The sequence below is a fragment of the Nocardia sp. NBC_00416 genome (assembly GCF_036032445.1).
In the GTDB taxonomy this organism is placed as follows: domain Bacteria; phylum Actinomycetota; class Actinomycetes; order Mycobacteriales; family Mycobacteriaceae; genus Nocardia.
In genome coordinates this window covers 4,399,303-4,424,812 of sequence record NZ_CP107932.1, presented here as the reverse complement: position 1 = coordinate 4,424,812, position 25,510 = coordinate 4,399,303, and the positions used below count along the sequence as shown (strand labels likewise).

At 69.6% G+C, this 25,510-nt stretch carries 23 protein-coding genes; 13 read left to right on the top strand and 10 right to left on the bottom strand.

Annotation, left to right across the window (positions count from 1 at the left end; all coding sequences use genetic code 11):
• Positions 1 to 63: 63 nt before the first annotated feature.
• A complete protein-coding gene (locus tag OG804_RS18975; RefSeq protein WP_328388323.1) occupies positions 64 to 246 on the top strand; it encodes a hypothetical protein in 183 nt (60 codons plus the stop codon).
• A 198-nt stretch (positions 247 to 444) separates the two neighbouring features.
• Positions 445 to 1,311, top strand: coding sequence for a 16S rRNA (adenine(1518)-N(6)/adenine(1519)-N(6))-dimethyltransferase RsmA (gene rsmA, locus OG804_RS18970; protein ID WP_442941891.1), 867 nt, complete (start codon positions 445 to 447; stop codon positions 1,309 to 1,311).
• Between the two features lies 1 nt (position 1,312).
• Here rsmA and OG804_RS18965 read toward each other — a convergent pair whose 3' ends face one another.
• The gene (locus tag OG804_RS18965; protein ID WP_328388318.1) at positions 1,313 to 1,522 is read right to left on the bottom strand and encodes a copper ion binding protein; all 210 of its coding nucleotides are present in this window, start codon (positions 1,520 to 1,522) and stop codon (positions 1,313 to 1,315) included.
• A 274-nt stretch (positions 1,523 to 1,796) separates the two neighbouring features.
• On the opposite strand from OG804_RS18965, the gene OG804_RS18960 reads away from it, so the two are divergent.
• Both OG804_RS18960 and OG804_RS18955 read left to right on the top strand, forming a co-directional pair.
• The gene (locus tag OG804_RS18960) at positions 1,797 to 2,768 is read left to right on the top strand and encodes a 4-(cytidine 5'-diphospho)-2-C-methyl-D-erythritol kinase (protein WP_328388317.1); all 972 of its coding nucleotides are present in this window, start codon (positions 1,797 to 1,799) and stop codon (positions 2,766 to 2,768) included.
• 271 nt (positions 2,769 to 3,039) lie between these two features.
• Entirely contained in the window at positions 3,040 to 4,848 is a 1,809-nt protein-coding gene (locus OG804_RS18955; protein ID WP_328388316.1) for an ABC-F family ATP-binding cassette domain-containing protein, read from the top strand.
• Between the two features lie 18 nt (positions 4,849 to 4,866).
• On the opposite strand, the gene OG804_RS18950 is transcribed toward OG804_RS18955, so the two are convergent.
• On the bottom strand, positions 4,867 to 5,700 hold the full coding sequence (locus OG804_RS18950; protein WP_328388315.1) for an Abi-alpha family protein: 834 nt from the start codon (positions 5,698 to 5,700) through the stop codon (positions 4,867 to 4,869).
• Positions 5,691 to 7,013 (bottom strand): hypothetical protein, encoded by a 1,323-nt coding sequence (locus tag OG804_RS18945; protein WP_328388313.1) that lies wholly within the window; start codon positions 7,011 to 7,013, stop codon positions 5,691 to 5,693. The genes OG804_RS18950 and OG804_RS18945 overlap by 10 nt, the downstream gene beginning before the upstream one ends.
• Before the next feature lie 225 nt (positions 7,014 to 7,238).
• On the opposite strand from OG804_RS18945, the gene OG804_RS18940 reads away from it, so the two are divergent.
• Together OG804_RS18940 and OG804_RS18935 are read left to right on the top strand one after the other, a co-directional pair.
• On the top strand, positions 7,239 to 8,267 hold the full coding sequence (locus OG804_RS18940) for an Abi-alpha family protein (protein WP_442941573.1): 1,029 nt from the start codon (positions 7,239 to 7,241) through the stop codon (positions 8,265 to 8,267).
• Between the two features lie 350 nt (positions 8,268 to 8,617).
• Positions 8,618 to 9,238 (top strand): nuclear transport factor 2 family protein, encoded by a 621-nt coding sequence (locus tag OG804_RS18935; protein WP_328398527.1) that lies wholly within the window; start codon positions 8,618 to 8,620, stop codon positions 9,236 to 9,238.
• 12 nt (positions 9,239 to 9,250) lie between these two features.
• On the opposite strand, the gene OG804_RS18930 is transcribed toward OG804_RS18935, so the two are convergent.
• Positions 9,251 to 10,933, bottom strand: coding sequence for a peptide chain release factor 3 (locus tag OG804_RS18930; protein WP_328388311.1), 1,683 nt, complete (start codon positions 10,931 to 10,933; stop codon positions 9,251 to 9,253).
• Positions 10,934 to 11,279: 346 nt separating this feature from the next.
• Between OG804_RS18930 and OG804_RS18925 the strand changes: the two genes are divergently transcribed.
• Together OG804_RS18925 and pth are read left to right on the top strand one after the other, a co-directional pair.
• Entirely contained in the window at positions 11,280 to 11,876 is a 597-nt protein-coding gene (locus OG804_RS18925; RefSeq protein WP_328388309.1) for a 50S ribosomal protein L25/general stress protein Ctc, read from the top strand.
• A gap of 18 nt (positions 11,877 to 11,894) precedes the next feature.
• Positions 11,895 to 12,470 (top strand): aminoacyl-tRNA hydrolase, encoded by a 576-nt coding sequence (gene pth / locus OG804_RS18920; protein ID WP_328388308.1) that lies wholly within the window; start codon positions 11,895 to 11,897, stop codon positions 12,468 to 12,470.
• A gap of 16 nt (positions 12,471 to 12,486) precedes the next feature.
• Here pth and egtD read toward each other — a convergent pair whose 3' ends face one another.
• From egtD to egtA, 4 genes are all read right to left on the bottom strand, one after another.
• Complete coding sequence (gene egtD, locus OG804_RS18915; protein WP_328388307.1) at positions 12,487 to 13,458, bottom strand: L-histidine N(alpha)-methyltransferase; 972 nt, start codon at positions 13,456 to 13,458, stop codon at positions 12,487 to 12,489.
• Positions 13,455 to 14,291, bottom strand: a complete 837-nt coding sequence (gene egtC / locus OG804_RS18910; protein WP_328388306.1) for an ergothioneine biosynthesis protein EgtC — start codon at positions 14,289 to 14,291, stop codon at positions 13,455 to 13,457. Before egtC ends, egtD begins: the two co-directional genes overlap by 4 nt.
• Positions 14,291 to 15,622: an ergothioneine biosynthesis protein EgtB gene (egtB, locus tag OG804_RS18905; RefSeq protein WP_442941890.1), complete on the bottom strand. Its 1,332-nt coding sequence runs from the start codon at positions 15,620 to 15,622 to the stop codon at positions 14,291 to 14,293. Before egtB ends, egtC begins: the two co-directional genes overlap by 1 nt.
• Positions 15,623 to 15,686: 64 nt before the next feature.
• Positions 15,687 to 17,015 (bottom strand): ergothioneine biosynthesis glutamate--cysteine ligase EgtA, encoded by a 1,329-nt coding sequence (gene egtA / locus OG804_RS18900; RefSeq protein WP_328388302.1) that lies wholly within the window; start codon positions 17,013 to 17,015, stop codon positions 15,687 to 15,689.
• A gap of 219 nt (positions 17,016 to 17,234) precedes the next feature.
• On the opposite strand from egtA, the gene OG804_RS18895 reads away from it, so the two are divergent.
• Together OG804_RS18895 and OG804_RS18890 are read left to right on the top strand one after the other, a co-directional pair.
• A complete protein-coding gene (locus tag OG804_RS18895; protein ID WP_328388300.1) occupies positions 17,235 to 18,407 on the top strand; it encodes an aminotransferase class V-fold PLP-dependent enzyme in 1,173 nt (390 codons plus the stop codon).
• 139 nt (positions 18,408 to 18,546) lie between these two features.
• A complete protein-coding gene (locus OG804_RS18890; RefSeq protein ID WP_328388298.1) occupies positions 18,547 to 19,608 on the top strand; it encodes a hypothetical protein in 1,062 nt (353 codons plus the stop codon).
• A gap of 208 nt (positions 19,609 to 19,816) precedes the next feature.
• Here the strand turns inward: OG804_RS18890 and OG804_RS18885 are convergent, their stop codons facing one another.
• Together OG804_RS18885 and OG804_RS18880 are read right to left on the bottom strand one after the other, a co-directional pair.
• Positions 19,817 to 20,617: a hypothetical protein gene (locus OG804_RS18885; RefSeq protein ID WP_328388296.1), complete on the bottom strand. Its 801-nt coding sequence runs from the start codon at positions 20,615 to 20,617 to the stop codon at positions 19,817 to 19,819.
• Between the two features lie 114 nt (positions 20,618 to 20,731).
• Positions 20,732 to 21,274: a lipoprotein LpqH gene (locus OG804_RS18880; RefSeq protein ID WP_328388294.1), complete on the bottom strand. Its 543-nt coding sequence runs from the start codon at positions 21,272 to 21,274 to the stop codon at positions 20,732 to 20,734.
• Between the two features lie 148 nt (positions 21,275 to 21,422).
• Between OG804_RS18880 and OG804_RS18875 the strand changes: the two genes are divergently transcribed.
• From OG804_RS18875 to OG804_RS18865, 3 genes are read left to right on the top strand one after another with little or no spacing between them, the layout of a single operon-like run.
• A complete protein-coding gene (locus OG804_RS18875) occupies positions 21,423 to 22,745 on the top strand; it encodes a hypothetical protein (RefSeq protein ID WP_328398525.1) in 1,323 nt (440 codons plus the stop codon).
• Between the two features lie 11 nt (positions 22,746 to 22,756).
• Positions 22,757 to 23,959 (top strand): hypothetical protein, encoded by a 1,203-nt coding sequence (locus OG804_RS18870; RefSeq protein WP_328388292.1) that lies wholly within the window; start codon positions 22,757 to 22,759, stop codon positions 23,957 to 23,959.
• A 1-nt stretch (position 23,960) separates the two neighbouring features.
• Positions 23,961 to 25,472 (top strand): tetratricopeptide repeat protein, encoded by a 1,512-nt coding sequence (locus OG804_RS18865; protein ID WP_328388290.1) that lies wholly within the window; start codon positions 23,961 to 23,963, stop codon positions 25,470 to 25,472.
• Positions 25,473 to 25,510 lie beyond the last annotated feature (38 nt).

Here is a 25,510-nt window from a genome sequence, read left to right as displayed (position 1 = left end):
AAACCATCGGGTCGGTTCGTTGCGGTTGTCGTCGGCCACGGGCTTCGTTATCGTCCCGTGATCGTGTCACCCTTTGCGAGGATCAACTCCTCACGCTCGCCGCTGCTGTACATGGTCATCGCCGCTGTACTGCTGGTGCTGATCGCCGGCGCCGGCGCGGCCATCGCCACCCACGACTCCGGCAGCGAACGGGCCCGGTCCGCTCCGATCGGTGTCTCCCACTCGCTGGACTCCTTCGCCGCCTGACCCCGGCCGGCGATCGGGCCGCACCGGCAATCGCCCGCCGCCTCGTCGACCGGGAGCTGCCCGCGGCTGTGTCCGCCCGGCCGTTCACGGCTGTGCCCGCCCGGCCGTTCACGGCTGTGCCCGCCCGGCCGTACACGGCTGTGCCGATCCCGCCGTCGGTAATGGAGTTGGTAGGTTTTCCCGGTGTCGGATGCCGAGATGATGGTGCGTGGCCAGGCGGCCCTGCTGGGGCCCGCGCAGGTGCGTGAGCTGGCCGAGCGGCTCGGTGTGCGCCCGACCAAACAACTCGGGCAGAACTTCGTGCACGACGCGAACACGGTCCGGCGGATCGTGACCGCCGCCGGAGTCGGCCGCGCGGACACCGTGCTGGAAGTGGGGCCCGGGCTCGGTTCGCTGACGCTGGCCCTGCTGGACGTCGTGGACGCGGTGCTCGCGGTGGAGATCGACCCGGTGCTGGCCGGGCAGTTGCCCGCGACGGTGCGGGAGCGGGCGGACTCGCTGGCCGGGCGGCTGACCGTGATTCCGGGTGACGCACTGCGGGTCCGGGCGGACGCGCTGCCGTCGGCGCCGACGGCGCTGGTCGCGAATCTCCCCTACAACGTCGCCGTACCGGTGCTGTTGCACCTGATGGCCGAGTTCCCGAGTATCGCCACCGCACTGGTGATGGTGCAGGCCGAGGTCGCCGATCGGCTCGCGGCGGCGCCGGGCGGCCGGGTCTACGGGGTGCCCAGTGTCAAGGCGGGGTTCTACGGGACGGTGCGCAAGGCGGGTGCGGTCGGGCGTCAAGTGTTCTGGCCCGTCCCGCAGGTCGAATCGGGTCTGGTGCGGATCGACCGGTTCGCCGAATCGCCGTGGCCGGTCGACGAAGCGCACCGGCGCCGGGTTTTCGAAGTGATCGATCTGGCGTTCGCGCAGCGCCGCAAAACCTTGCGCGCCGCGTTGGCGGGCTGGGCGGGCAGCCCCGCGGCAGCCGAGCGGCGGCTGCTCGCCGCCGGGATCGCGCCGACCGCTCGCGGGGAAACCCTGGATACCGCGGCGTTCGTCCGTCTCGCCGCGCAGTCCTGACTCAGCCGGCGATTTCGTAGCCCGCTTCGTCGACCGCGGCCGCGATATCGGCGGCGGCGATGGGGCCGGTGCCCTCCACGGCGACTCGGCCGGAGGCGAGATCGACCTCGACGCTGGTGACGCCGTCGATCTTGCCGATTTCGGTCTGCACCGCCTGGACGCAGTGTCCGCAGGTCATCCCGGCGACGGTGTAGGTGCTGGTCGTGGGCATGGCATCTCCTTCGTGCTGAATCCCCGGTCGGGACCGTGCCGCCAATATACCCCTGGGGGGTAGTTGGGGCAATGATGGCTCCGGCTTCGATCGTGAAACGCCCGGACCGCTGGCACCCGCCTCATTCGCCCCGGAACGCGGACCCGGAGGCGGCAGCGCGGCTTCCACCATGCCGCCGGAGGGGCAGCCGTCAGGCGTCCCCTCCGCCTTCGCCCCGGCCGTGCGCCGACTATCGTTGGGCCTCCTCCAGCTGTGCACATTAGGCTGGGTCACCGTGCTGTCCGTTGTGCCCAGCCCCGTCACCGTACGGGCTCCTTCGAAGGTGAACCTCCATCTGGGAGTAGGTGACCTGCGCGCCGACGGCTACCACGAGCTCACCACCGTCTTCCAGGCGCTCTCCCTCGCCGACGACCTGGAGATCACACCCGCCAACTCGCTCACTCTCCGGGTCACCGGTGAAGGCGCCGCCGAAGTACCCACCGATCGCACCAACCTGGTGTGGAAGGCCGCGGTCCGGCTCGCCCAGCTGGCCGGCCGCGCCCCGCTGGTGGAGATCGCCATCGACAAGGGCATCCCGGTCGCCGGCGGGATGGCCGGCGGCAGCGCCGACGCGGCCGCCGCGCTGGTCGGGCTGAACGAGTTGTGGGAACTGGGCCTCAACCGCGACGAACTCGCCGCCGTGGCCGCCGAACTCGGCAGTGATGTGCCGTTCGCCCTGCACGGCGGTACGGCGCTGGGCACCGGGCGCGGCGAGCGGCTGCTGCCGGTGCTGTCGCGCAATGCCTTCCACTGGGTGCTGGCGCTGGCCAAGGGCGGACTGTCCACTCCGGAGGTCTTCACCGAACTCGACCGGCTGCGCGTCCAGGGCAGCCCACCCCGGCTCGGGGAACCGCAGGAGATCATGCAGGCGCTGGCCTCGGGTGACGCGAAACAGCTCGCACCGCTGCTCGGCAACGACCTCCAGGCCGCCGCGGTATCGCTGCGCCCTGACCTGCGCCGCACCCTGCGTGCGGGCGTGGAGGTGGGCGCACTGGCCGGAGTGGTCTCCGGCTCCGGACCGACCTGCGCGTTCCTGTGCGAATCGGCCGAATCGGCGGTCGCGGTCGCGGCCGAACTCTCCGGCGCCGGGGTGGCCCGCAGCGTACGCACCGCCACCGGGCCGGTGCCGGGCGCGCGCGTGACGAGTCACGGGGAGCCGCACCCCCCGGCGCCCGAACCGCCCGGTCCGGCCCCGCGCCGCGCCTGACCGGTCCCGGGCGCGGCCGGGCGCGCTGCGGGTCCCGGCCGTGCGCGGGCTGCGGATGGGCTACGCCCAACAGTGCCTATTAGGCGTACCTCCGCATTCGCTCCGGCCGTGCGCGGGCTTTGGATGGGCTACGCCCAACAGCGTGTATTAGGCGTACCTCCGCATTCGCTCCGGCCGTGCGCGGGCTGCGGATGGGCTACGCCCAACAGTGCCTATTAGGCTGATCGGGGCCCCGTACAGGCGTGGCCGGCAGCCGCAGGCGGAAGGATCCATGTCCAACCTGATCAACCTCGAGCAGGTCAGCAAGAGTTTCGGGATCACACCGCTGCTCGACGGAGTGTCCCTCGGTGTGCACTCCGGCGACCGGATCGGCGTGGTGGGTCTCAACGGCGGGGGTAAGACCACCCTGCTGGAGGTGCTGACCGGAATCGAGGAGCCCGACGCCGGACGGGTGAGCCGTCTCGGCGGACTGCGGCTGGCCGTGGTCACCCAGCGCGGGGTCCTGCCCGAAGGCGCGACCGTCGGCGAGGTGGTACTGGCCGGGTTGGCCGACGACGCGCCCACCGGCGATCTCGCCGAACACGAATGGGCCGCCGACCCCCGGATCCGGTCGGTGCTCGACGGTATCGGGATCGCCGGATTGGGCCTGGATACCTCGGTGGCGAATCTCTCCGGCGGTGAACGCCGCCGGGTCGCGCTGGCCGCCGCGCTGGTGCGCGAACTGGACCTGCTGGTTCTGGACGAACCGACCAACCATCTCGATGTCGAGGGTGTCGAATGGCTGGCCCAGCATCTGCTGGCCCGGCGCAGCGCGCTCGTCGTGGTGACCCACGATCGCTGGTTCCTCGACACCGTCGCCACGCGCACCTGGGAAGTGGTGGGCGGTCGGGTGGAGACCTACGAGGGCGGGTACGGCGACTGGATCTTCGCCCGTGCCGAACGCGCCCGCCAAGCCGACGCCACCGAAGCCCGGCGCCGGAACCTCGCGCGCAAAGAATTGGCGTGGTTGCGGCGTGGACCGCAGGCGCGCACCTCCAAACCGCGCTACCGGGTCGAGGCCGCGGAGGCGTTGATCGCCGATGTGCCGGCTCCCCGTGACAGCGTCTCGTTGGCGGCGTTCGCCAAGAAGCGGCTGGGCCGCGTGGTGGTCGAACTCGAGGACACCACCCTCGCCACTCCGGACGGGCGGGAGCTGGTGCGTGACCTCACCTGGCGGCTGGCCCCCGGGGAGCGGGTCGGTCTGGTCGGCGTGAACGGGTCGGGCAAGACCACGCTGCTGCGCGCGCTCGCCGGTGATATCGAACCGGTGTCCGGGAAACGGATCCAGGGCCAGACCGTGCGGATCGGCTGGCTGCGGCAGGAACTCGACGATCTCCCCACCCAGATGCGGGTGCTGGAGGCCGTCCAGGAGATCGCCATGCGCATCACCCTGGGCGAGGGCAGTAAGGCGCTGGAGCTTTCGGCCGGGCAGCTCGCGGAGCGGCTCGGCTTCACCCCGGCGCGCCAGCGCACCCCGGTACGCGACCTCTCCGGTGGCGAACGCCGTCGCTTGCAGTTGACGCGCATCCTCATGGCCGAACCCAATGTGCTGTTACTGGACGAGCCCACCAACGATCTCGATATCGACACCCTGCAGCAGCTGGAGGATCTGCTGGACAACTGGGCCGGAACCCTGGTGGTGATCAGTCACGACCGCTATCTGGTCGAGCGGATCTGCGACACCACCTGGGCACTGTTCGGCGACGGTGAACTCACCAACCTGCCCGGCGGGATCGAACAGTACCTACGCCGCCGGGCCGAGCTCGCCGCCGGACCGTCCCGGGCGGCGCGCACCTCTGCTGCGCAGACCCGCGCGCCACAGACCGACGGGGCGGCTCATCGGGCGGCCCGCAAGGAACTGAGCCGCCTGGAACGCGCTATCGAAAAACTGGACGCGCGGGAGGCGGCCCTGCATACGGCGATGGCCGATGCCGCCACCGAACCCGACAAACTCATGACGCTGGGCGCCGAGCTCAAGGATGTGCGAGCGCAGAAGGAATCGGCCGAGGAACGCTGGATGGAACTCGCCGACCAGACCTGACAGCCGCCGCCGCGAGGATCAGTGGTTCTCGGCCACCGGACCGTGGGTGCCCGCGATCGGGAGACTCGCCTGAACGAATTCACCGCCGAATACGGTGAGCGCGATACCGCGGTGCTGGAATTTGCCGCGCCCGCCGGCCTGCTTCAGCAGGTCGGCCGCCGGAGCCTGGGCCTCCAGGACCTGATAGCGCTCGGGGGTGCCGACCGGCTCGCTCAGCAATTCGATCAGTCCGATACGGCGCAGGTTGGCCAGATACCGCCGCACCCGTTCGGGATGCCGGAGCCCGGCGTGTTCACCGATCATGCTCACCCCGATATCGGCCACCCCGGGCCGCTGGCCGCCCATGCGGGCGCTGCGCCGGGATGCCCGGCCGCCCCGGACGGTCACCGCGGGCTGCGGACCCTCGAGACTGAGCAGCCGCAGGATGCGTGCCTCGTCGGAGGTCAGTTCGGCCAGGATCCGGGCGAACGCCGGATGCCCTTCGTCGGCGGCCTTGGTGCTGGCGGCCAGTCGCAACAGCGCGGCGCCCTGTTCACGTAGCGAACGTTCGGTGGGGGATTCTGCGGTGGCGGGTTCCGCCGCCGGGACGCCCAGCGCCCGGCGCAGCGCCTCCTGAACCTGTTGCACCGCTTCGGTGCGGATCTCGGTCGGCGGGAGTCCGGCCATACTGCCCCGAACCACCGTCTCGGTGACGTCCAGCGCGGTCTGCACACCCCAGCGCGCGGTTCCCGAGACGGCCGAGGCCGCGACCCGCGCGACGCCGCTCACCGCGCGCACCGTGGCGGCGGGGCCGCCGGGCCTGCCGGGCTCGCCGCTTTCTCGGGGTTCTCCGGTTTCTCGTTTCACAGCCATGTCGTCGCGACCCCCGTTCCGAAGACCAGGATATGCGCGTATCCGGCGAACAGGCCCAGTACGCCGCCGTGCACGAACAGCAGCCACTCGTCCTGTTTGATCGCCGCCCGCAGCATATCGACGAAATCGTTCGGGGACAGCTCCGACATCTGCTTGGCGATATAGGCGCCGATCTGTTTGCCCTGGCGCAGGTTGAAATCCTCGTCGGCGAAGGCCATCGGCGCGATGGCCATCGCCTCGGAGGTCAGGGTCTGGGTCAGCGTCTGGTAGTCGCGACTGCCGAGCACCAGTTTCACCGCGCCGCGGGCCGGGCCCAGAGCCCGGTCGGCGGCGGGCCGCAGGGTGTCCTCCAGCATCTGGAGGGTGCGATCGGATTTCGGGCCGTTCAGCAGTTCGTCACCGATATTGGCCACCGTCATCACCTGGGTGGACACCAGTTCGGCGTAACCGTCGGTGATCTCGTTCTGTCGTTTGATCAGCAGACCCTGCCGCCACGGGCACCACCATTTCGGTTCGGCGGGCGCGAAGATCATATTGAGGCCCACCCAGTTGACCACCCAGCCGATGATCACACCGCCGATCGGCAACACGGCCAGCGTCGGCCAGCCGGTCAGATGCAGGATCGCGACCAGCACCACGCCCATCGGGGCGCCGAAATAGAGACCGAAATTCTGCATGAACCGCAATTCCTTGGCGCCCAGCACCTGGAACAATTGATTCAACAGCTGGGGCCGGGCCTGAAAATAACGGATGACCATCTGTTTGACATCGAGCAACTGGTCGATGTTCGCGCCGAGTTCCCCGGTGAGTTCGCGCAGAATATCCGGAAGTTGCTGGCGCACTCTTTCGTGCACCATCTCGCGCACCTGGGTGGGCAGGTTGTACCAGAGCTGCGGATGTTCGCGGCGAAGAATGGTCTCGACGATATCGCGGATCTGCGACTCAGCGGTGAGTGCCAGCTGCTCGGCCAGCGCGTCGGGTTCCAGCTCCCGATAGAAGTCGGAGACGCTGCCCAGCTTCGAAAGTCCCTTGTCCACCGCGATACTGGCCATCTTGTCGGCCCGGGAGGGGACGATGCCCTGCCAGCCGAACCGGCCGTCGTCGCTGAGCAGCGGCAGGATCTGGATCCGCTTGGGCAGGTACGGGTACAAATACCGCAGGCCGGGTACCCGCACCCCGTGAAAGGCGATCGGGCGGAACAGCATCAGCACACCGGTCCAGTTGGTGATGTAGCCGATGACTCCGGTGAACAGCGGAATGGTCAGCAATTCCAGGAGGATCGTCGGGTGCACCCCGAACACACTCTCCAACACGACACACCCTCCTGCTCCGGTGATCGCCGCCTCACCGGGACCTCAAATTAGCACCACTGCCGAACGCCCACCGCGCCGCGGCGGCCGCCCCGCGGCCAGCGCGTTCGGGTCCGGCACATTAGTGTCTCAGACGTGAGCCGGATCTATGGTCCGGCGGCGGGCTATCACGGCGAATGGGCAATAATCGGTGAGCGGATTCGTTCATCTGGCGATATCGGAGTAGACGTGGCAGACGACAGGACCGGACAGGAGATTCCCCGGGCCGGTTCCCGAGCCGTGAAGCGGAGCTCACCGGAAGCCGTGCGCAGTTCATCACCGGGCGCCGTGCGCAACTCTGCCCCGGGTATCGCGCGCGGCTCCGTGCCGGGCGCCGGGCGCAACTCGGGGGCGGGCATCGAACGCAGGCCCCCGTCGAGTGTGGAACGCAGCTCGGATGTCGAGCAACGCCAGATCAGCAACGAGGCCCGGCTCATCCGCGGTGTCTTCCGGGCGGCCGGACTTGCCGCGGGCGGTGTGGTGCGCGGCGGGCAGTGGGCGGTGAACACCTCCTACGAAGTCACCCGGGAGATCACTCAGGCCGCGCTGGACGGGGAATCCTCGGCCGAGATCGCCGAGCGGACCGGCAATGCGCTGCGGTCCATCGCGCGCAGCGCCCTCGGCGTGACCGAGGGCTCGGTGCGCGAGATCGTCAGCTATGTGCCGACCGGCCAGACTCCGGCCCAGCAGACCGTCGCGGTGGGTTCCTATCTGCGCTCGGCCACCGTTGCCGAATTGCGCAAACGCGGGGATGCGCTGCTGGCCCGCTCGGCCGATGTGTACTTCACCGAGGAGGTGCATCCGGCCTACGACCGGATCCTCGACGAATTGGCGCCCGACGAGGCCCGCATCCTGCGCTTTATGGCGCTCAACGGGCCACAGCCCACCGTCGACGTGCGTACCAACCGTCCGCTGGGGATCGGTTCGGAGCTGATCGCCGGCGGTCTGACCTCGGTTCCGGAGCAGGCGGGGGTGCGGTACATGGACCGCGCACGCTCGTATCTGATCAACCTCAGCCGGCTCGGACTGACCCATAATTCCGACGATCCGGTGGTGCTCAGCCGGTACATGGTGCTCGAGGTCCAGCCGATCGTGGAGGCCGCGCTGAAAAAAGCGGGCCGGGCGCCGAAAATCGTCCGCAAAAGCCTGCGCCTGACCGAGTTCGGCGAGGATTTCTGCCGGACCTGCTTCACCATCGGCAACGGCGAACGTCTCTGATATCGCCGCAGGCCCGGCCCGATTCCAGGTATCTACCTGGCGCTATTCCGAGCCGACCGGTCGGCACGGGGAGTCCCGTAATACCGCCGACGCAGGATAGCAATCCGATACAGATCTGAATTGTCTCCCTATTCGTCCATTTCAGGTGGGATGGTGGAGATATGGACCAGGGCGAGGAGCGTAGCGATCCCGGGCCGCGCCCGGGTGGTTTTCCGCGGCGGCCGGGCCAGAGCAGTGAAACCATGGCCTTCTCCGGCGCCGCGCTCGCGGCAGCGTTGGGAGCCGGACTCGACGTCTCGCTGCCACCGCGGCTCGAGCCCGAACCGGATGTGCCGCTGACGGTGGGACCGATGCGGCCCGGCGAACAGCCCCCGCGCAACGCCGGGGCGCCCGACGATGTGCTCGAGATCCATCGCCTCAAATTCCGGTACGTGCGCACGCTCGACACGAAACTCTGGGACGAATTCGCCGAGACGATGATCCCGGAGGCGACAGCCACCTATAGCGAATATCTGCAGTTCGAATCCAGGGAAGCATTCCTGACATTTCTTCGCAATACACTCGGTCCGCATGTGATCACCGAACATCGCTGCGATCATCCGGAGATCGATGTGAACGGCGACCGGGCAACGGGAATCTGGTATCTGTCCGATACCACGCTGATCCCGGAGAACAATATGTTGTTGCGCGGCTCCGCCTTCTACAACGACGAATACGTGCGTTGCGACGACGGGCGCTGGCGGATCGCGCACACCGGTTACGAACGCACCTACGAAGTGGTGCTCTCCCTCAGCGATCTGCCGAGTCTGCGACTGACCGCCAACCGCTGGGGCCTGATCCAGCAGTCCACCGGGGTCGAGGAAGTCGAACGGAACCCGAGCGGCTACCCGCGCGCCGGGGAACGCCGGGACAACGGTGAATTCGACGCGGACCGCGAATATCCGGGTCCGGAGGAGCGGGCGGCCGGATAGCCCCGGCCCGGGTCAGTCGGCCGCGGCCACCAACGGTTCCAGCGTGAGATCCGGCATCTCCTTCTGGATGTACTGCAGCCGCCATTTATCGCTGAACACGGCCAGGATCGCGCCGTCGCTGCGGGTGAACACCTCCACGCCGCGCTGGCGGTCCAATTCGGGCGCCGAGGCCGCGTCGGTGCGCCGGGCGATCGTGTAGGCGAGGTTATCCAGCTGGGTCTCGACCCCGAATTCACCCTGCATCCGCGCGGTCACCACTTCGAACTGCATCGGGCCGACGGCCGCGAGCACCGGCGACGCGTCACCTCGGGAGTCGTTGCGCAGCACCTGCACCACGCCCTCGGAATCGAGCTGGTCGATGGCCTTGCGGAACTGCTTGTACTTACCCGCGCTCTGTGCCCGCAGCGCCGCGAAATGTTCGGGTGCGAAGGACGGGATCGGCGGGAACTCGACCTTCTTGTCCACGAACAGCGTGTGGCCGGGTGCGAGGGCGGTCGCGTTGACCAGGCCCACGACATCTCCGGGATAGGCGGTGTCCACGGTGGACCGTTCCCGGCCGAACACCGTCAGCGCGTATTTGGTCGCGAACGGACGGCCCGTCTGGGCGTGGGTGACCACCATGCCGCGCTCGAACTCGCCGGATACGATCCGCATGAACGCCAGCCGGTCGCGATGGGCGGTGTCCATACCCGCCTGCACCTTGAACACCACCGCGCTGAACGGATCCTTCGGCGCGCGTGGCGTGCCGTCGACGGCGTCGCGCGAGCCGGGCGCGGGCGCCAGCGCTACCAGCGTTTCCAGGATCTGCCGGACGCCGAAGTTCAGCATGGCCGAGGCATAGATCACCGGGGAGGTCTGCCCGGCGAGGAAGAGTTCTTGGTCGTGGTCCTGCCCGGTCGCCGAGAGCAGTTCGCTCTCTTCGGCGGCGGTGGTCCACGGCTCGCCCTCGCGGACTTCGGCGGATGCGGGAGTCAAGGACTCCTCCGGCGCGATGGTGGCGCCGCCGGCGGTCCGGGTGAAGTGGATGTACTCGGCGGCCGCACCGTCGGGCCCGCGGCGCAGCAGGCCCCGGAAATCTCCCGCGATGCCGACCGGGAGGAACAGTGGGGTCGGGGTGAGCCCGATCCGTTCTTCGATCTCGTCGAGCAGTTCCAGCGGGGCCCGGCCCGGCCGGTCCCATTTGTTGATGACGGTGATGACCGGGATCCCACGATGGCGGCACACCTGGAACAGCTTCAGCGTCTGCGGTTCGAGGCCCTTGGCGGCGTCGATCAGCATGACCGCCGCGTCCACGGCGGTCAGGACCCGGTAGGTGTCCTCGGAGAAATCGGAGTGGCCGGGGGTGTCGACGAGGTTGATCACATTGTCGACCTCGGAGCCCGCGGCCCGGTAGTTGAACTGCAGCGCGGTGGAGCTCACCGAGATCCCGCGCGCCTTCTCCATCTCCATCCAGTCCGACACCGTCGACTTACGCCCCGCTTTGCCGTGGATGGCGCCCGCCTCGGAGATCTTGCGGGCATGCAGCGCGAGAGCTTCGGTCAGGGTCGATTTACCCGCGTCGGGATGGGAGATCACGGCGAAAGTGCGGCGCCGCGACACCTCGGCGGCCAACCCGCGCGCGGCGGGCGCGACGGAGCCCTCGGTAGAGGCGGTCAACGGACATACCCTTTCGGCGGAAGAGCGGGGACAGCCCATCCAGGCTACGTGACGGCCCCGAAGGGTCGCGGGGCCGAGTGCCCGCACCTCGCCTTCCGCTGCCCGCCCGGGTCTCCATGGCCGGGTCGGCAGGGCCCTGCCCCGCGCGCCCGGAGGCGCGGATAATCGAGACACAACCACCCGATTCAGGTGTTATGCGGTGGCTGAGTTACAGTATTCGGGTTGTCTCGGCGAGGGTTCGCATATCTGCGGCACCGTGATCGACGCGGCGCGGCTTCCGGCCGCCTCCGATCGGTCTTCGCCTGACGAGCAGACCAACCGACCAGGGGCGCGATATCCCTGGCACCGCCCACCAGCCCGGTAGAGCCGTAGGAGTTATCCAGTCATGTCCGACGTCAACCTTCTCGAAGCGAAGATCCGCACCGAGTTCGGCAAGGGCGCCGCGCGCCGTACCCGCCGCGCGGGCAACGTGCCGGCAGTGCTGTACGGGCACCAGTCGGATCCCCAGCATCTGTCGCTGGACGCTCAGGAATTCGCGGCCATCCTGCGCCAGCACGGCACCAACGCGGTGCTGAACCTGAACATCGACGGCAAGAAGCAGCTCGCGCTGACCAAGTCGGTCGTGGTGCACCCCATCCGCCGCTACATCGAGCACGCCGACCTGCTGATCGTGCAGCGCGGCGAAGCCGTCACCGCCGACGTCCCGGTCACCCTGACCGGTGAGGCCGGCCCGGGCACCCTGGTCACCCAGGAGGCCAACACCATCTCCGTCTCGGCCGACGCCCTGAACATTCCGGAGTCGATCGAGGTCTCCGTGGCCGGCGCCGTGGTCGGCACGCAGATCACCGCCGCGTCGCTGGAACTGCCCAAGGGCGTCAGCCTGGCCGTTGATCCCGAGACTCTCATCGTGAACGTCGTCGAGCCCCGCGCCGCCGAGCCGGAGCCCGAGGCCGAGGCCACCGAGGCCGAGAGCGCCGAATAAGACCCGGCCACCCCTTCGATGGCCGATACCGCGCCGACGCTCATCGTCGGCCTGGGCAACCCGGGTCCCGCCTATGAGCGCACCCGGCACAATGTGGGCTTCCTGGTCGCCGACTCGCTCGCGGAGCGGGTCGGCGGCCGGTTCACCGCCCACAAGAAATCGGGCGCGGATCTGTTGCAGGCCCGGTTGGACGGCAGACAGGTGCTGATCGCGAAACCGCGATCGTTCATGAACCTGTCCGGCCGTCCGGTGGCCGCACTGGCCCGATTCTTCTCGGTCCCGCCGACCGAGGTCGTGGTCGTCCACGACGAGCTCGATCTCCCGTTCGGTGAGATCAAGCTCAAACGCGGCGGCGGTGAGGGCGGGCACAACGGCCTGCGGTCGATATCCGGAGCCCTCACCACCAAGGACTATGTGCGCACCCGTATCGGCATCGGGCGCCCGCCCGGCCGCCAGGATCCGGCCGATTTCGTGCTCAAACCGTTCTCCGCGGCCGAGCGCAAGGAACTGCCGGTCGTGGTCGAACAGGCGGCCGACGCCGTGGAACTGCTGCTGCGGGTGGGCTTGGAGATGGCGCAGAACCGGCTCCACTGACCTTTGCGCGCCGGGCTCAGGTCCGGGCCGCCAGAACCAGGGCGAAGCGGTCGTCGGGATCGGTCCAGGCGTGTTCGGTGACGAAACCGGCCGCCCGCAGTTCGCTGTCCAGAGTGTGCAGGTGGAACTTCGCGGAGATCTCGGTGCGCAGGTGTTCGCCGCGGGCGAAGCGAACCGTCAAGCCGAGTTCGGACACGGTGACGGTCATATCCCGCGTGGCCTCCAACCGCATTTCGATCCACTCGTTGTCCGGGTCCCAGTGCGCGATATGACGGAAGGCCTCGGGATCGAAATCGGCCGCCAACCGGGAATTGATAACCCGCAGGACGTTCCGGTTGAATTCCGCGGTGACACCGGCGGCGTCGTCGTAGGCCGGAACCAGGATCTCCGGGTCCACGATCAGTCCGGCGCCCAGTAGCAACTGTTCGCCCGGTTCGAGTACGTCGTGGATTCCGGTGAGGAATTCGGCACGTTCGGCGGGGACCATATTGCCGATCGTGCCGCCGAGAAAGGCGATCATCCGGCGTCCGCCCCGCGGCAGCGTGCCCAGGGTGTCGGTGAAATCGCTGACCACCCCGTGGACCGCCAGGCCGGGAAACTCCGCCGCCACATCGTCGGCCGAGGCCCGCAGCGCTGACGCCGAGACATCTTGGGGCACATAGGTTTTCAGTGGGCCCTCCGCGGTGAGGGCATTCAGCAGGATCCGTGTCTTCGCCGCCGAACCGGAACCCAGTTCGACCAGGACCTCCGCCGCCGCGGTGCGTGCGATCGCGCCCGCGACCGATTCCAGCAGGGCGCGTTCGGTGCGGGTGGGGTAGTACTCGGGAAGGGCGGTGATCTGCTCGAACAGTTCGCTACCGCGCGCATCGTAGAACCATTTCGGGGGCAGCCATTTCGGGCTGGCGGTGAGCCCGCGGCGCGCGTCGGCGCGCAGCGCGGCGGTCAGATCGTCGTCGGTGAGATGGACTTCCACGATGGGTTGGGTCATAGCGGCAGACTTTCGGTCGCGGTGGATCGGCCGGCTTCCAGCGTTTCGACGCTCAGCCGGCCGGGTTCGGCGTGCACGAGGCTCCGGTCGGGCAGGGGCTGCCACCGGGGGTCGTCATCGTAGGGTTCGGAGGAGAGGATCGCGAACTCGTCGGTGATCAGTGCGGACAGCGAGTGATAGCAGGTGGTGGCCCACAACCCGCCGCCGTCGCCGAGCAGCAGGTTCACCCGGGAGTCGGGCGCGTGGTGCAGCACTCCGGTGACCAGCAGGCGCAGCGCCGTGCCGGGTGTTTCGGCCAGACCGGCGGGCGGCTCGGGATCCAGCAGGCGACGCAGCAGCTCCCACAGTGCCGCCGAATCGGTCAGGGCCTCGGCCTCGAGCAGATGGCTGGTCTCATAACGCCTCGTCATGCCCGCGCGAGTCGCGGCGACGTCGAGATCGGACAGTACGGCCGTGAGAACCGACCGCCACCGCGGGATCACCCCGTTGTGGCTGAACGCCCACCGATCCCAGAGGAACGGCGCACACGCCGAACGCTGCACCGGCATACCGACGGTGGCCGACCGGACCACCCCGAGTACCGCGGGTGAGGTCAACTGGGGCAGGACCTCCTCGACCGCCGGATCCGTCCAGATCGGATCGGCGTTGCGATAGCGCGTGACGGGCACCGGGCCCGAACCCCACCACGCGACGCCGAATCCGTCGGCGTTGATGGTTCCGCCGCCGCGCATATCCCGCGGTGCCCAGGACTGGGTGCGCAGCGAATGCGGGCCCCGGGTCAGTATCTCGCCGACCGGTACCGGGACGCCCACATAGCCGATGTGGCGGCACATCACGCCTCTTCCGGGCCCACGGTGCGGGCCAGCCGGAACCCGGCGAAGATCTGCCGGCGGATCGGATGATCCCAGTTGCGGAAGGTGCCCCGGCAGGCGACCGGATCGGTGCCGAACGAACCCCCGCGCAGGACCCTGTAGTCGCCGCCGAAGAACACCTCGGAGTACTCCCGGTACGGGAAGGCGCGGAAACCGGGGTAGGGGTGGAATCCGGAGGACGTCCACTCCCAGACGTCGCCGATCAGCTGGTGGACTCCCGCGGGCGAGGCGCCCGCGGGGTAGGCGCCGATATCGGCGGGTTCGAGGTGGCGCTGGCCGAGATTGGCGTGCTCTGGTCCGGGATCGGCATCGCCCCACGGGTAGGCGCGGGTGCGGCCGGTATCCGGGTCGTAGCGGGCCGCCTTCTCCCATTCCGCCTCGGTGGGCAGGCGGCGACCGGCCCACTTCGCGTAGGCCTCGGCCTCGAACCAGCACACGTGCACCACCGGCTGTTCCGGGCGCAGCGGGCGGCGAACCCCGAACACTCGCCGCCACCACTGTCCGTCGGAGTCGCGCTCCCAGAACTGGGGCGCGGTGAGCCCGGCCTCGCGGCGGTGCGACCACCCGCGTTCGGACCACAGTTCCCTTCGGTCGTAGCCGCCGTCGGCGACGAACGCGAGGTACTGCGCGTTGCTGACCGGGGTGGCGTCGATCGCGAACGCGGGGACCCGCACCGGGTGCGCGGGGCGCTCGTTGTCCAGGGCCCACGGATCGGTGGAGGTGCCCATCGTGAAGTCCCCGGCGGGGATCACGACCTCACCGCGCACCACCGTGGTGGCCACGGGCGGGGTGGGCGCGGACAGGACCGCGGTCCCGGTTCGCAGCTGATGGGTGGCGAGCATGGTCTCGTCGTGCTGCTGTTCGTGCTGGGCGATCATCCCGAAGGCGAAACCGCCCTCGACGAGCACGTTGCCCCGGAGCGGGTTGCGCTCCAGGACATCCAAGACCTTCTCGCGCACGGTGCCGGCATAGGCGCGGGCCTCGGCCGGATCCAGCAGCGGTAGCCGCGGCCGGTTCGGCCGGGCGTGTTTGAACGCGTCGTAGAGGTCGTCGATATCGGCGCGTACCGGCTCCCGGCCGCCGACATCGCGGACCAGCCACAACTCCTCCTGGTTCGCGATATGCGCCAGATCCCAGACCAGCGGGCTCATCAGCGGCGAGTGCTGGGCGCGCAGCTCGGCTTCGTCGACGCAGTCGGTCAACGCGGCGGTGCGCTGACCGGCCCGGGTGAGAGTGGCCGCGATGGTGTCGCGTAGCCGCTCGGTGTGTGAACGGTCGGTATTCGGCTGGATGACGGTCACGATGCTGCTCCGCTCGACGGCAGGTGTTCGGTGTGGTGAGGATGCTCGGAGGCGGTCACCCACGGTGGTCCTCGTGCTGTGGCGCCCGCCCGTCGGCGCAGCGGCGGACCGCGGCGTGCACGTCGGGTCCGGGGGACGGGATGTGCGCGGCCGCCACCTCCAGCACGGAGACAGCGGCGGCCCGCAGATCCGGATCGGCGAGGCCGTGACGGGCGGCGTCGGCCCAGCGTCCGGCACCGGGTGCGGCGGCGGACGTCGCGTCGGCCACGGCGGCCGGGGTGGACAGGAGCGCGTTCAGGACGGTGATCGGCACCGTCCAGCCGTCGCCCGGCTGGGCGTCGAGGTAGCGGACCTCGAAATACCCGGCCGGGCGGACCGGCGGGAACAGTGTGGTCAGGTGGTAGTCGAGATCTCCGATATCGGGGCGGCGGCCGATCACCTCGTCCAGATCGCCCGATATCCAGTCGGTGAAGGTGGCGCCGGGCGGCGCCGACCACGCGACCCGTGCGTCGGCTTCGGGCCGCCGCACGCACAGTAGGGGCGCGTCCAGTGCCCAGGCGGCATAGCCGGTCACGGGGTCGGCCCAGTCGGCGACGGGCGGGCAGGCGCGGTCCGGATCCAGATGCAGCCAGGTGCGCATCCGCTGGGAGGCCCAGTCGCCGGTGGGGGCGCCGCGCAGGACAGGCGAGCAGGCGAAGGCCGCGATCAGCGCCGGACCGACGGCGTGCAGCGCGGTCCACCGGGCGGTGAGTTCGGCGTGATCGGCGCCGATATCGAGGCTGACCTGCGCCGCCGCGGTATTGCTCATCATGAGCCGGCCGTACGGGCCGATCCGGGTGAAATAGTCCTCCATCGCCCGGTAGCGCGGGAGTTGCAGCTGACAGTGCGGGGTCCGGGCCGGGTCCGCCGCGGCGGCGACCATCCGAATGGATCCGGCGTGCAGGAGTTCGCGCAACCGCCGCTGGTCGGCGCCGAGCCGGGCGCACAGTTCGGCGGCCTCGGCGACGGCGATGCTGGAGAGTTCGATCTGCCCGCCGGGCTCGACGGTGACCCGGCTGCCGCCGGGTAGCGGGTGGGCGGGGGAATCCGGTGCGATCGAGCGGGGCGCGTAGGGGCCCAGCGCTCGGGCGAGAAGTTCGGTCGTGGGCCGGGGGCCGGTGAACAGGTGATGTGCGCAGTCCCGGGTCGGCTGCGGTGCGCTCCGGCGTGCCGACCGACCGGTACGGCAGACGGTGAACCATTCCAGTTCGGCGCCGATGAGAGCCGGTGGGCCGAGTTTGAAACAGACCCCGCCGACGTACGCTTCGGCCGCCGCTCGGCTGGACAGTGCCGGGTGCGGGGATCGGTCGCTGGTCCATTCCGGGTGTTCGAGCGTGACCGCCATACCAACCTCCATGCGGCTTCTCGCCGGTTCGTATCTCGCGTGTTCGATTGCCGGTACTGCCTGGGCTCGTGTTCGGTTGCCGGTTCGTCTTCGATCGACGGCGGGACACGAACCCGTGCCGTGGCGGCTGGTCGAGCCTCGCGTGGAATCCAGAGTAGCGAGGGGGACGGACACGTTTTCGGCGCGAACGTGTCACGGATCCGTCATAGGGTCGGGGACATGGTCGATGAGCAGCGAGTACGCGGTGATACACCCGGGGTCGGCACCGGAAGCGTTTTTCTGGACAGCGCGGGATCTTCGCTCCCGCCGCGGATCGTGACCGATACCGTCGTGGACCACCTGCGTCGCGAGGCCGAGATCGGCGGATACCGGGCCGCCAACGAACGCCTCGCCGATCTCGCCGGGGTCAAGGACGCGATCGCCACCCTGTTGCACACGACGCCCGACACCGTCGCCCTCAGCGACAGTGCCACCCGTGCGTGGTCGGATTTCTTCTACGCCGTCCCGCTGCGCCCCGGCGACCGGATCCTCGTCTCGGGCGCCGACTACGCCAGCAACGCCATCGCGGCCCTGCAACGCGCCCGTGCCACCGGGGCCCGGGTGGAGCAGATCCCGAACGACGAGGTGGGTCGCCTCGACCCCGACGCCCTGGCCGCCATGATGGACGAGCGGGTGCGGCTGGTGTCGCTGCTGCACGTGCCCACCAACGGGGGACTGGTGAACCCGGTGGCCGCGGCGGCGCGGATCGCCCGCGAGGCCGGGGCGCTGGTGGTGCTCGACGCCTGTCAGTCCGCGGGACAGCTGCCGCTCGATGTCACCGAACTCGGCGTGGACGCGCTGTCGGCCACGGGCCGCAAATGGTTGCGCGGCCCGCGCGGCACCGGGTTCCTCTATCTGCGGCCCGAGCTCGCCGCCGCCATGGAACCAGGACGGCTCGATCTGCACAGCGCCGCGTGGACCGGTCCGGACGAGTACCGGATGGCGCCGGACGCGTCGCGGTTCGAGTTCTGGGAGCACGATGTGGCGGCGCGGCTGGGCCTCGGCGCGGCGGTGCGGTATCTGCTCGACCTCGGTCCCGACGCGGTCTATGCCGCGATAGCCGAGCGCGCCGAGTATCTGCGCGGGGCACTCGGTGAGCTGCGCGGGGTCACCGTCCGCGACCTCGGGGTGGAACACAGTGGCATCGTCTCGTTCACCGTGGCCGGGACGGTACCCGTGGAGGTCCGGGACCGTCTGCTCGGCAAGGACATCACGGTCACCGTCAGCCATCGCGGCTCGACGCTGCTCGATATGACCGCGCGCGGTCTGGATTCCGTTGTGCGCGCCTCGCCGCACTGTTTCGTCGACCGTGCCGAGTTGGACCGGTTCGTCGCGGCCGTCGCCGCGCTCTGAGCGGTTTCGGCGCGCGCGAATGCCGCGCACCGTCGAACACTCCTCGGTGCTGTGGTCGATCTTCGTGACTTCGACTGCGTGAGCTGCCCGGGCGCTAAACTCGGTGAAATCCGGATCACTTGGGCGGCAGGGGTATTCCGTGGCGACAACATCCCGGTGGATCGAGAATTCGCAGCGGACCTTCATCCTCGCGGTGCGCAGGCCGGGCAAGTATCTGTTCGGCGCGAGCGCCCTGATCGCCGGGATCGCCAGTTCCCTCGAGGTCGCGGAGCCGGCGCGCACCGCGCTGGAGGCGGTGCCGGTCGTCACCCAGAGCGACTGGCTCGCCTACATTCTCGTGACGGGAATCGTCGCGGGCACGATCAAAGTGGCCTCTCTGGGATTGCGGATGGCCGTCGGCCGCGAGCCGTTCGAGGTACTGGCCGCACTGATCGACAGGTCGGGCATCGCGCCGGACCTGACCCGTGATTTCGAACGGCGTATCGCAGGAGGGTTGCCGGTGTCGGAACCGATGGACTACCGGTCGCGGCCGATCACGGCCCGCGAACTGGATCTGTTGTGTCAGCTCAACCGCGAGGTCTTCGGTCTCACGGCGTTTTCCACGCCGTTGGATGTCATCAAGCGGCGCAACCGGAGTTCGTTCGAAGCGAATCCGCTCGTGTACCGGATCGTCGAAGCGAGAGTCGGTGACCAGTACCTGCCCGTGGGCATGTCATCGATCCTGCCACTGAACCGGCTGGGTGAAGCGGAGTACTGCCGGACCGGCGGCCTACCCGATTCCGAGGTACGCGGCGTTCATATCGCCGCGGCCGACGAATGGTCCGACGCCGTGGTGCTGTTCTCGATGGGTCTGATTCGCAGCGCTCGGGGCCGTTTGCGCGGGAATTCGGCGGTTCTCCCGTTGGTCTTCCTCGATCATCTGGTCGACATCGTGAGCACTATGCGTGCGGCGCATCCGGAGCGGCGCACCCTGCGACTGTACGCACAGACCGAGCATGTGAAGGGCGGTATCGGCCGGATGCTGCGCCGCCTCGACTTCGCCGATACCGGCATCGTCACCGGCGACGGGTATCCGCTGTGGGAGTGCACCTACGATCTGCACTCGGCGCCCGGTGGCTCGCTGGCTGCCGAAGTCGGGCGGATGGCCTCCGCTCGTGACGACGGCCCGGCCGCTGCCACTGCGCAACCCACCGAGCCGTAGCCGAACTCGGGACGTCCCTCCGGTCAGGAGCGTGCGGGGCTGGTCGATATGTCGGCTCGCGGTCTGGATTCGGTGGTGCGGGCCTCGCCGCACTGCTTCGTCGGCGGCGACGAGCCGGACCGGTTCCCCGCCGCGTTGCGAGCGGTCCCCGGCGTGCGAATGCCGGTGCGCCCGTTCCCGGTCGGGAGCGGGCGCACCGGGCGCGGATTCACGCGTTGACCGGGATCGACAGCACGACCTCCTGCTCGTTCTCGGGCAGATAGTGCGCTGTGACGATCCGGCCCACCTGTACATTGCCGATGGCCGACGGCGGCAGGAACTTCTCGGACCGGGTGGTGAAGATGCTGCCGTCGGGCCTGGTCACCGCCAGTCCGACGGCGACTTTCGAATAGCCGTCGCGGATCTCGCCCGGGACGGTGAGCGACTGCACCACCGCCTGCGCCGCGATCCCCCGGGCGGCGATATCCACCTTCTCCTGGGTGGTGAACCCCTTGCGGATCAGGGATTCGTTCATCACCCGCTGGGCCGCGGTGCTGTCACCGGAGAGATCCAGTTCGACGATCCCGGGGCGGTCCGGGCGGTAACGCACGGGCAGTACGACTCCGGGGGCCAGCAGCGCCAGTTCGGTCAGCGGCACCACCATCTTCGCGGCGGCGTCGAATACCTTGCCGTCCGTGCCTTCGACACTGAACTCGATCCGGATCTGCGGCTGATCGTTGACGCTGACACCGGTGTGCCCGAACGATTTCACCGTGCCCAGACCCATCGGCGCGTTCCGGAAATCGCCGGTGTTGCGGCCGGTGAGCGCCGTGACGACGCCCGCGCCGGTGAACGCGAACACCGTGACGACCACGGTGAGCGCGGTGAAGGGCAGGGCCAGATAGCCGTTGAGCCACGCCAGGTAGTCGGGTTCATAGGGACCGGGTTCGTAGGTGAGGCCGTGCCAGAGGTAGCAGCCGACGGCGAGGACGGCGCCCGCGAGGGCGAGGGTGCGCAGGGTGCGGATCATGATTTCTCCTGGATGGGTTTGTGGTCCGGATACCGGGCCACCCCGTCGCCCCGCACATCCGGCCGGTGCGGATGCGGTGCCGGGGCGACGAAGAGCCCGATGTCCGGATCGGGGTCAGGCGCCGACGATGTTCGCGCAGGCGAAGGTGATCTCGAAGGTCACCGTGGCGGGCCCGGCCAGCGGGTCGGCCATATCGGGAGCGCCGATGCCCGAACCGGTGACGGTGAAGGTGTCGCCGTCGGCGGCGACCTTCGCCGAGCCGCCGGGCTGGCCGTTGCCGTAGCCGACCGCGTAGGGCATCCCGGACGATCCGCCCTGGCTGCCCGCGATGGCCACCGCCTGCACCGTCGTGTCGTCGACGATGCTGGCGCTGACGCTGAGCCGGCCGTACTGGGCGTTGTCGGTATCGGTCAGCGCCAGGGCCAGGGTGTTGCCCTGCTTGGCGCAGGTGGTGTCGAAATCGCCGGTGAGGGCTTTGCCGTCGACCAGCGCCGTCGATGCGCCCGCCGCGTCGCCGCCGGGCGCCGGCTGGGCGGCGGAAGTGGTGTCGGCCGGGGCGGCCGGGGTGCTCGCGGCGTCGTCCCCGCAGGCGGACAGCAGCAGGGTGGCGGAGGCGGCGAGAGCGACGGCGGCGATGCGGAAGAGCGTGGTGTTCATGGTGATTCCTGTTCTCTCGGTGGTCCGGCCCGATGGCCGGGCCGTTACGAGAAAGGTAGGAATCCGCGGCCGCCTACCGATCCCAACTTTCTGCCCCGACACACGGGTGGAACTCCGATAACCTGGGCACATGCGACGACCGCGGGCCATGGTGCTCGATGAGGTGTGGCGCGGTCTCGAAGGTGTAGCGGCGTTGAGCGGGTCCGCGGGCGGGCCCCTGCGCCGGACCGTGAAATTGATCCTCGACCCCTTGGTCATTCGGCCGGTCCAGTACCCGAGTTGCGGGGGCGCCGTCCTGACGGCCGACGGCGCGACGCTGCTGGCCGCCCGGGTCTACGCGCACGCGGACGCGTTGCGGGCGACCGCGGCCTGGTTCACGCTGCTCAAACAGGTCCGCCGCAGGTTGCGGATCACCGAGGGCACCGCACAGGACCTGTACTTCCAACGCTGTTTCGAACTCGCCGCCACGCGCGGCCATCCCGACCCGAATCGGGACCGGGTCCGGGCCGAGGCGGTGCTGCGTGAGATCCACGGGGTCGCGGCCGGCCGCACCACGCAGGCATTGCGGGAGCACCTCACCGATGCGGCGCGGGCCGCCGGGTTGGACGAGCTCGTCGACATCGCGTGGCGGCGCCGGCCCGCACCTCCGGCGGCGCCGGTCGAGCACGAGGGGGAGCTTCGGCAGTTGCTCGAATGCGCGGTGGCCACCCGGACCGTGACCGATACCGGCGCCGGGCAGCGCCTGCTGCGCCGGCTGATCGCCGGGAACGCCGGCACGCATTCGGGTATCGAGCTGTGGCGCGCGCGTTGTGCGCAGACGCTCGGCCTGACGGAGTACCCGGTGCCGCGCAGGCCGGCGCTGGGCGAGTCCGCCTCCACGGCCGGTCTCGGACTACCGTTCGATCGCACCGTCTACGAACGGGTTTTCACGGTGCTGCAGGCCTCGGCCGAACGCGCCGAGCTGCCGCCCATCCCGGATCTGGTCACCACGGAGATCGCGCGCAGTTGTGCGCCGTGGGCGTTGCTCGGCGAATCGCTGCGGGTCGCGGCCGCCGCCGGGGTGGAACTCGCGCTCGGCCTGGCTCCGTTCGCGGTGCGCGCACCGGGCCGCTCCCGGCCCGCCGCGGCCGGGGTGTCGGCGGCCCACGATCTGGTGAACGGTCGCTGGCGACGGGAGGCATACGTACTCCAGGCGCGGCGGCTGGCGATCCACCCGGTGTCCGGGGATCGGGATCCGCTGTCGGTCATCGCCGCCGAATTGCGGACCCCCTGGCGTCCGTACCTGAGGCGGCTGTGGGTGCGTCTGCACGGGCGCGATGTCCGGGAGCTGCCGGTCACCGAACCCGGGGAGCTGTGGGATCTGCTGGACGGTGTGGCGCGTTCGGTGGTGCTCGACCATCGCGCCAGAGTCCGCAAGGCGCTGAGCGCGCGGGCGGCGGTGCCGGAATCGGCCGAGTCGAGGGCGGTCTGATGGTCGATACCGTGCGTGTTGAGCGACTCGAGACGACCCTGTGGCGGATCGCGCCACCTGGTGCGCCGGCCACGACCGATGCCGACCCGGGCCTGGACACCGCCGTCCTGGAGGTCGCCGGCGGTCATCTGAGCTGGAGTCTGCTGGCCGATCAGCGCGTTCCCGCGGCGACCTTGCACGATCTCGATACCGCGCAGGAATGGCTGTGGGCCCTCTACGGGGCGGACGTGGCGGTGGCGGCCGACGATTACACGGGCCCGGTCGAGCTGCCCGCCCGGCCCGAGCGGCCCGAACTCGCGGCGGCGGTGCGCAGGCTCGGGTACGCGCACTGGGCCGCCCGCTGGTGGCCGGCGTCGATCGTCGACGGTATCCCCGCTCTCGATGCCCGAGTGCTCGACGGGGAGATCGTGGAGTTGAGCGAGTTCTGTGAGAGCGTGGTCGACGGTGCGGATGTCCGCGCGCCGGTCGACTCCGCTGATACCACCGCACGAGCCGGCTCTCCGGGCGGCGTCGATCGGTCCGGGCCGGGATACGTTCCGGACGAGACCCGCGCGGACTACGCTCTCGCCGCCGGGGCCGAATCGCGGGACGCGCCCGGGGCGCTGACCCTCGGTCGGGGTAGTGCCGGCTGGGATTGGCGGCACTGCCCGCCCGGTGTCGTCGACGCGTCCGAGCACGCGGTGTCCTGGGAACTCGTGCGGATCGGCAGCGGCAATGTCGTGCGGGTACGGGCGGTGGCCGCTCCGGGCGCCGGTGCGGATCTGCCCGGGCATCTGCGTCCCCACGCGCTGGTGCGCACCCCGGCGGGGAGTGTCGATACCGCGCTGGTGTTGCGCGGGGACACCTGGACGGCGACTGTCGCCGATACGGCGGATTCGGTATCGGGTGTCGAGGTCTTCGTCCCCGGTGTCGGCCCCGCCGCGCCGGGTGACACGCTCCCGCGGCCCTATCCCACCGGCGGTCCGCCGGACACCGATGCCGGCGGCCCGGGGCCTACCGGTTCCGGCGACGTCACGGCAGCGAACGCCCGGCAGCGCGGGCGTATCCGGGAACTCGCGCAGGCCCGGCTGCGGCGTGCCGGACTCCCCGGCTCGGGCGTCACCTCGCGCGCCGCAGAGTCGCCCCGGGCGGCTACCGGCGCTGCGCCCGAACTCGTGGACATCGCACCTTTGTATGCGGAAACAGCGGCAGCCGAGGCGGATTCGGATTTCTGAGATGAGCGAGAACAACCCACCCGGTCTGGAGCTGCTGTACGAGGGCGCCGCCGCCTACCAGGGCGGCGATATCGCCGAGGCGTTGCGGATCTTCGAACACGCCGTGGCCACCACGGCCGACGGCGTACGGACCAGTGCGCTGATCAATGCCGCGAGTATGTACGACGAACTCGGTGACCACGAGGGCGCGGCGGCACGGTACCGGCGGGCGCTCGCCGAGATCCCGGACGACGCCACGGAGAAACGAGCGTCCACACTGATCAACTATTCCCAGGCCCTCCAGCACCTCGGCGCGTTGGACGACGCGCAATCGGTACTCGAGCAGGCGCGGGACCTGCTCACCGACGCGGAAGACCTCGGCGTGCTGCGGGTATCGTGCCTGCTCTCGCTGAGTGCGGTCGCGACGCACCGCAGCCAGTGGAGCCGGGTCATCGAGATCGCCACCGAATCCCTCGACGCTGCCCTACTTTTCGCTCCACACCTGTGCGGGCATCCGCTGATGAACCTGGCCGGCGCGTATTTCGAGACCGGTCGGCGCGACCTCGGCGTGGATTTCGCGCAGCAGGCGCTGGCGGCCTTCACCGCGGCGGGCGACCACAACGCGGTGGCCGATACCCAGCAGAACCTGGCTCAGATCTTCAGTCGGCTCGACCGGCTCGACGAGGCCGAGGAACTGGTTCTGGCCAGCCAGGCGTACTACGAGGGCGCCGGACTCGGTTACCGCGCCGGTATCGGCTGGAAGATCCGCGGATTCCTGGCCGAGTGCCGGGGGGAGATCGATCGGGCCGACGCGTGGTATCGGCGCAGCCTCGACTGTTTCCGGGCTTCCGGCGCCGTATTGGATACCGCTGCCGTGCAATGTCGACTCGCCACCTTGGAGTACGCCTGCGGCCGGGTCGGTGCGGGGCAGCTACTGCTCGCCGACGCGTTCGCCGTGTACGCCGAGCGCGGTCTCGGCCTCCAGTGCGCGCAGCTCGACTACTGGCATGCCGTGCTGGTGGAGATGGTGATCGATGATATGGACGCACTACCGGCCGAGTTGGCCGCGCTGGGCCGTGCGCTGGCGGTGCCGGCCGCGATCGCGATCGACGCGGTGCGCTACACGCTGCCCAACGGCAATCAGCGCGAACAGTGGAATCGGGAGGTCGCCGATCCCGCGATGCGGCTGGCGTTCCGCTTCGCCCATCTCTGCCAGGACGGGCTCCTGCTCGCAGATCTGATCGAAACACAATGTGCCGGAACCACCTTGGATATGAATACGGCCGGGCGGGCGGAGCGCCCCCAATTCCCCTTGGATACGCCGAATCCGCCCACCGGCGCCGATCCGCGACCCGGTCCGCTGCATCTGGGTTCGGCCCTGGCGCGGGTGGCGGCGGCCGCCGGGCTGCCGGTGACCCCGCCACCACGACTGGCGGTGGGACCCGAGGCGCGGATCGCGCTCGGGGAGTACATCGCGGCGGCCGAACAGCGCTACGGACAGCGTGTCCGAGAAGACCGGGTGGTTCCGGCGTGAGCGAGCAAGCGCGTTGCGGCGCGGTGGCGGCCGATCAG

Coding starts and splice junctions, on each gene's coding strand:
- rsmA (WP_442941891.1), top strand. CDS start 445: ATGATGGTGCGTGGCCAGGCGGCCCTGCTGGGGCCCGCGCAGGTGCGT.
- OG804_RS18965 (WP_328388318.1), bottom strand. CDS start 1,522: ATGCCCACGACCAGCACCTACACCGTCGCCGGGATGACCTGCGGACAC.
- OG804_RS18955 (WP_328388316.1), top strand. CDS start 3,040: ATGTCCAACCTGATCAACCTCGAGCAGGTCAGCAAGAGTTTCGGGATC.
- OG804_RS18950 (WP_328388315.1), bottom strand. CDS start 5,700: ATGGCTGTGAAACGAGAAACCGGAGAACCCCGAGAAAGCGGCGAGCCC.
- OG804_RS18935 (WP_328398527.1), top strand. CDS start 8,618: ATGCGGCCCGGCGAACAGCCCCCGCGCAACGCCGGGGCGCCCGACGAT.
- OG804_RS18930 (WP_328388311.1), bottom strand. CDS start 10,933: ATGGGCTGTCCCCGCTCTTCCGCCGAAAGGGTATGTCCGTTGACCGCC.
- OG804_RS18925 (WP_328388309.1), top strand. CDS start 11,280: ATGTCCGACGTCAACCTTCTCGAAGCGAAGATCCGCACCGAGTTCGGC.
- pth (WP_328388308.1), top strand. CDS start 11,895: ATGGCCGATACCGCGCCGACGCTCATCGTCGGCCTGGGCAACCCGGGT.
- egtD (WP_328388307.1), bottom strand. CDS start 13,458: ATGACCCAACCCATCGTGGAAGTCCATCTCACCGACGACGATCTGACC.
- egtC (WP_328388306.1), bottom strand. CDS start 14,291: ATGTGCCGCCACATCGGCTATGTGGGCGTCCCGGTACCGGTCGGCGAG.
- egtA (WP_328388302.1), bottom strand. CDS start 17,015: ATGGCGGTCACGCTCGAACACCCGGAATGGACCAGCGACCGATCCCCG.
- OG804_RS18895 (WP_328388300.1), top strand. CDS start 17,235: ATGGTCGATGAGCAGCGAGTACGCGGTGATACACCCGGGGTCGGCACC.
- OG804_RS18885 (WP_328388296.1), bottom strand. CDS start 20,617: ATGATCCGCACCCTGCGCACCCTCGCCCTCGCGGGCGCCGTCCTCGCC.
- OG804_RS18880 (WP_328388294.1), bottom strand. CDS start 21,274: ATGAACACCACGCTCTTCCGCATCGCCGCCGTCGCTCTCGCCGCCTCC.
- OG804_RS18875 (WP_328398525.1), top strand. CDS start 21,423: ATGGTGCTCGATGAGGTGTGGCGCGGTCTCGAAGGTGTAGCGGCGTTG.
- OG804_RS18865 (WP_328388290.1), top strand. CDS start 23,961: ATGAGCGAGAACAACCCACCCGGTCTGGAGCTGCTGTACGAGGGCGCC.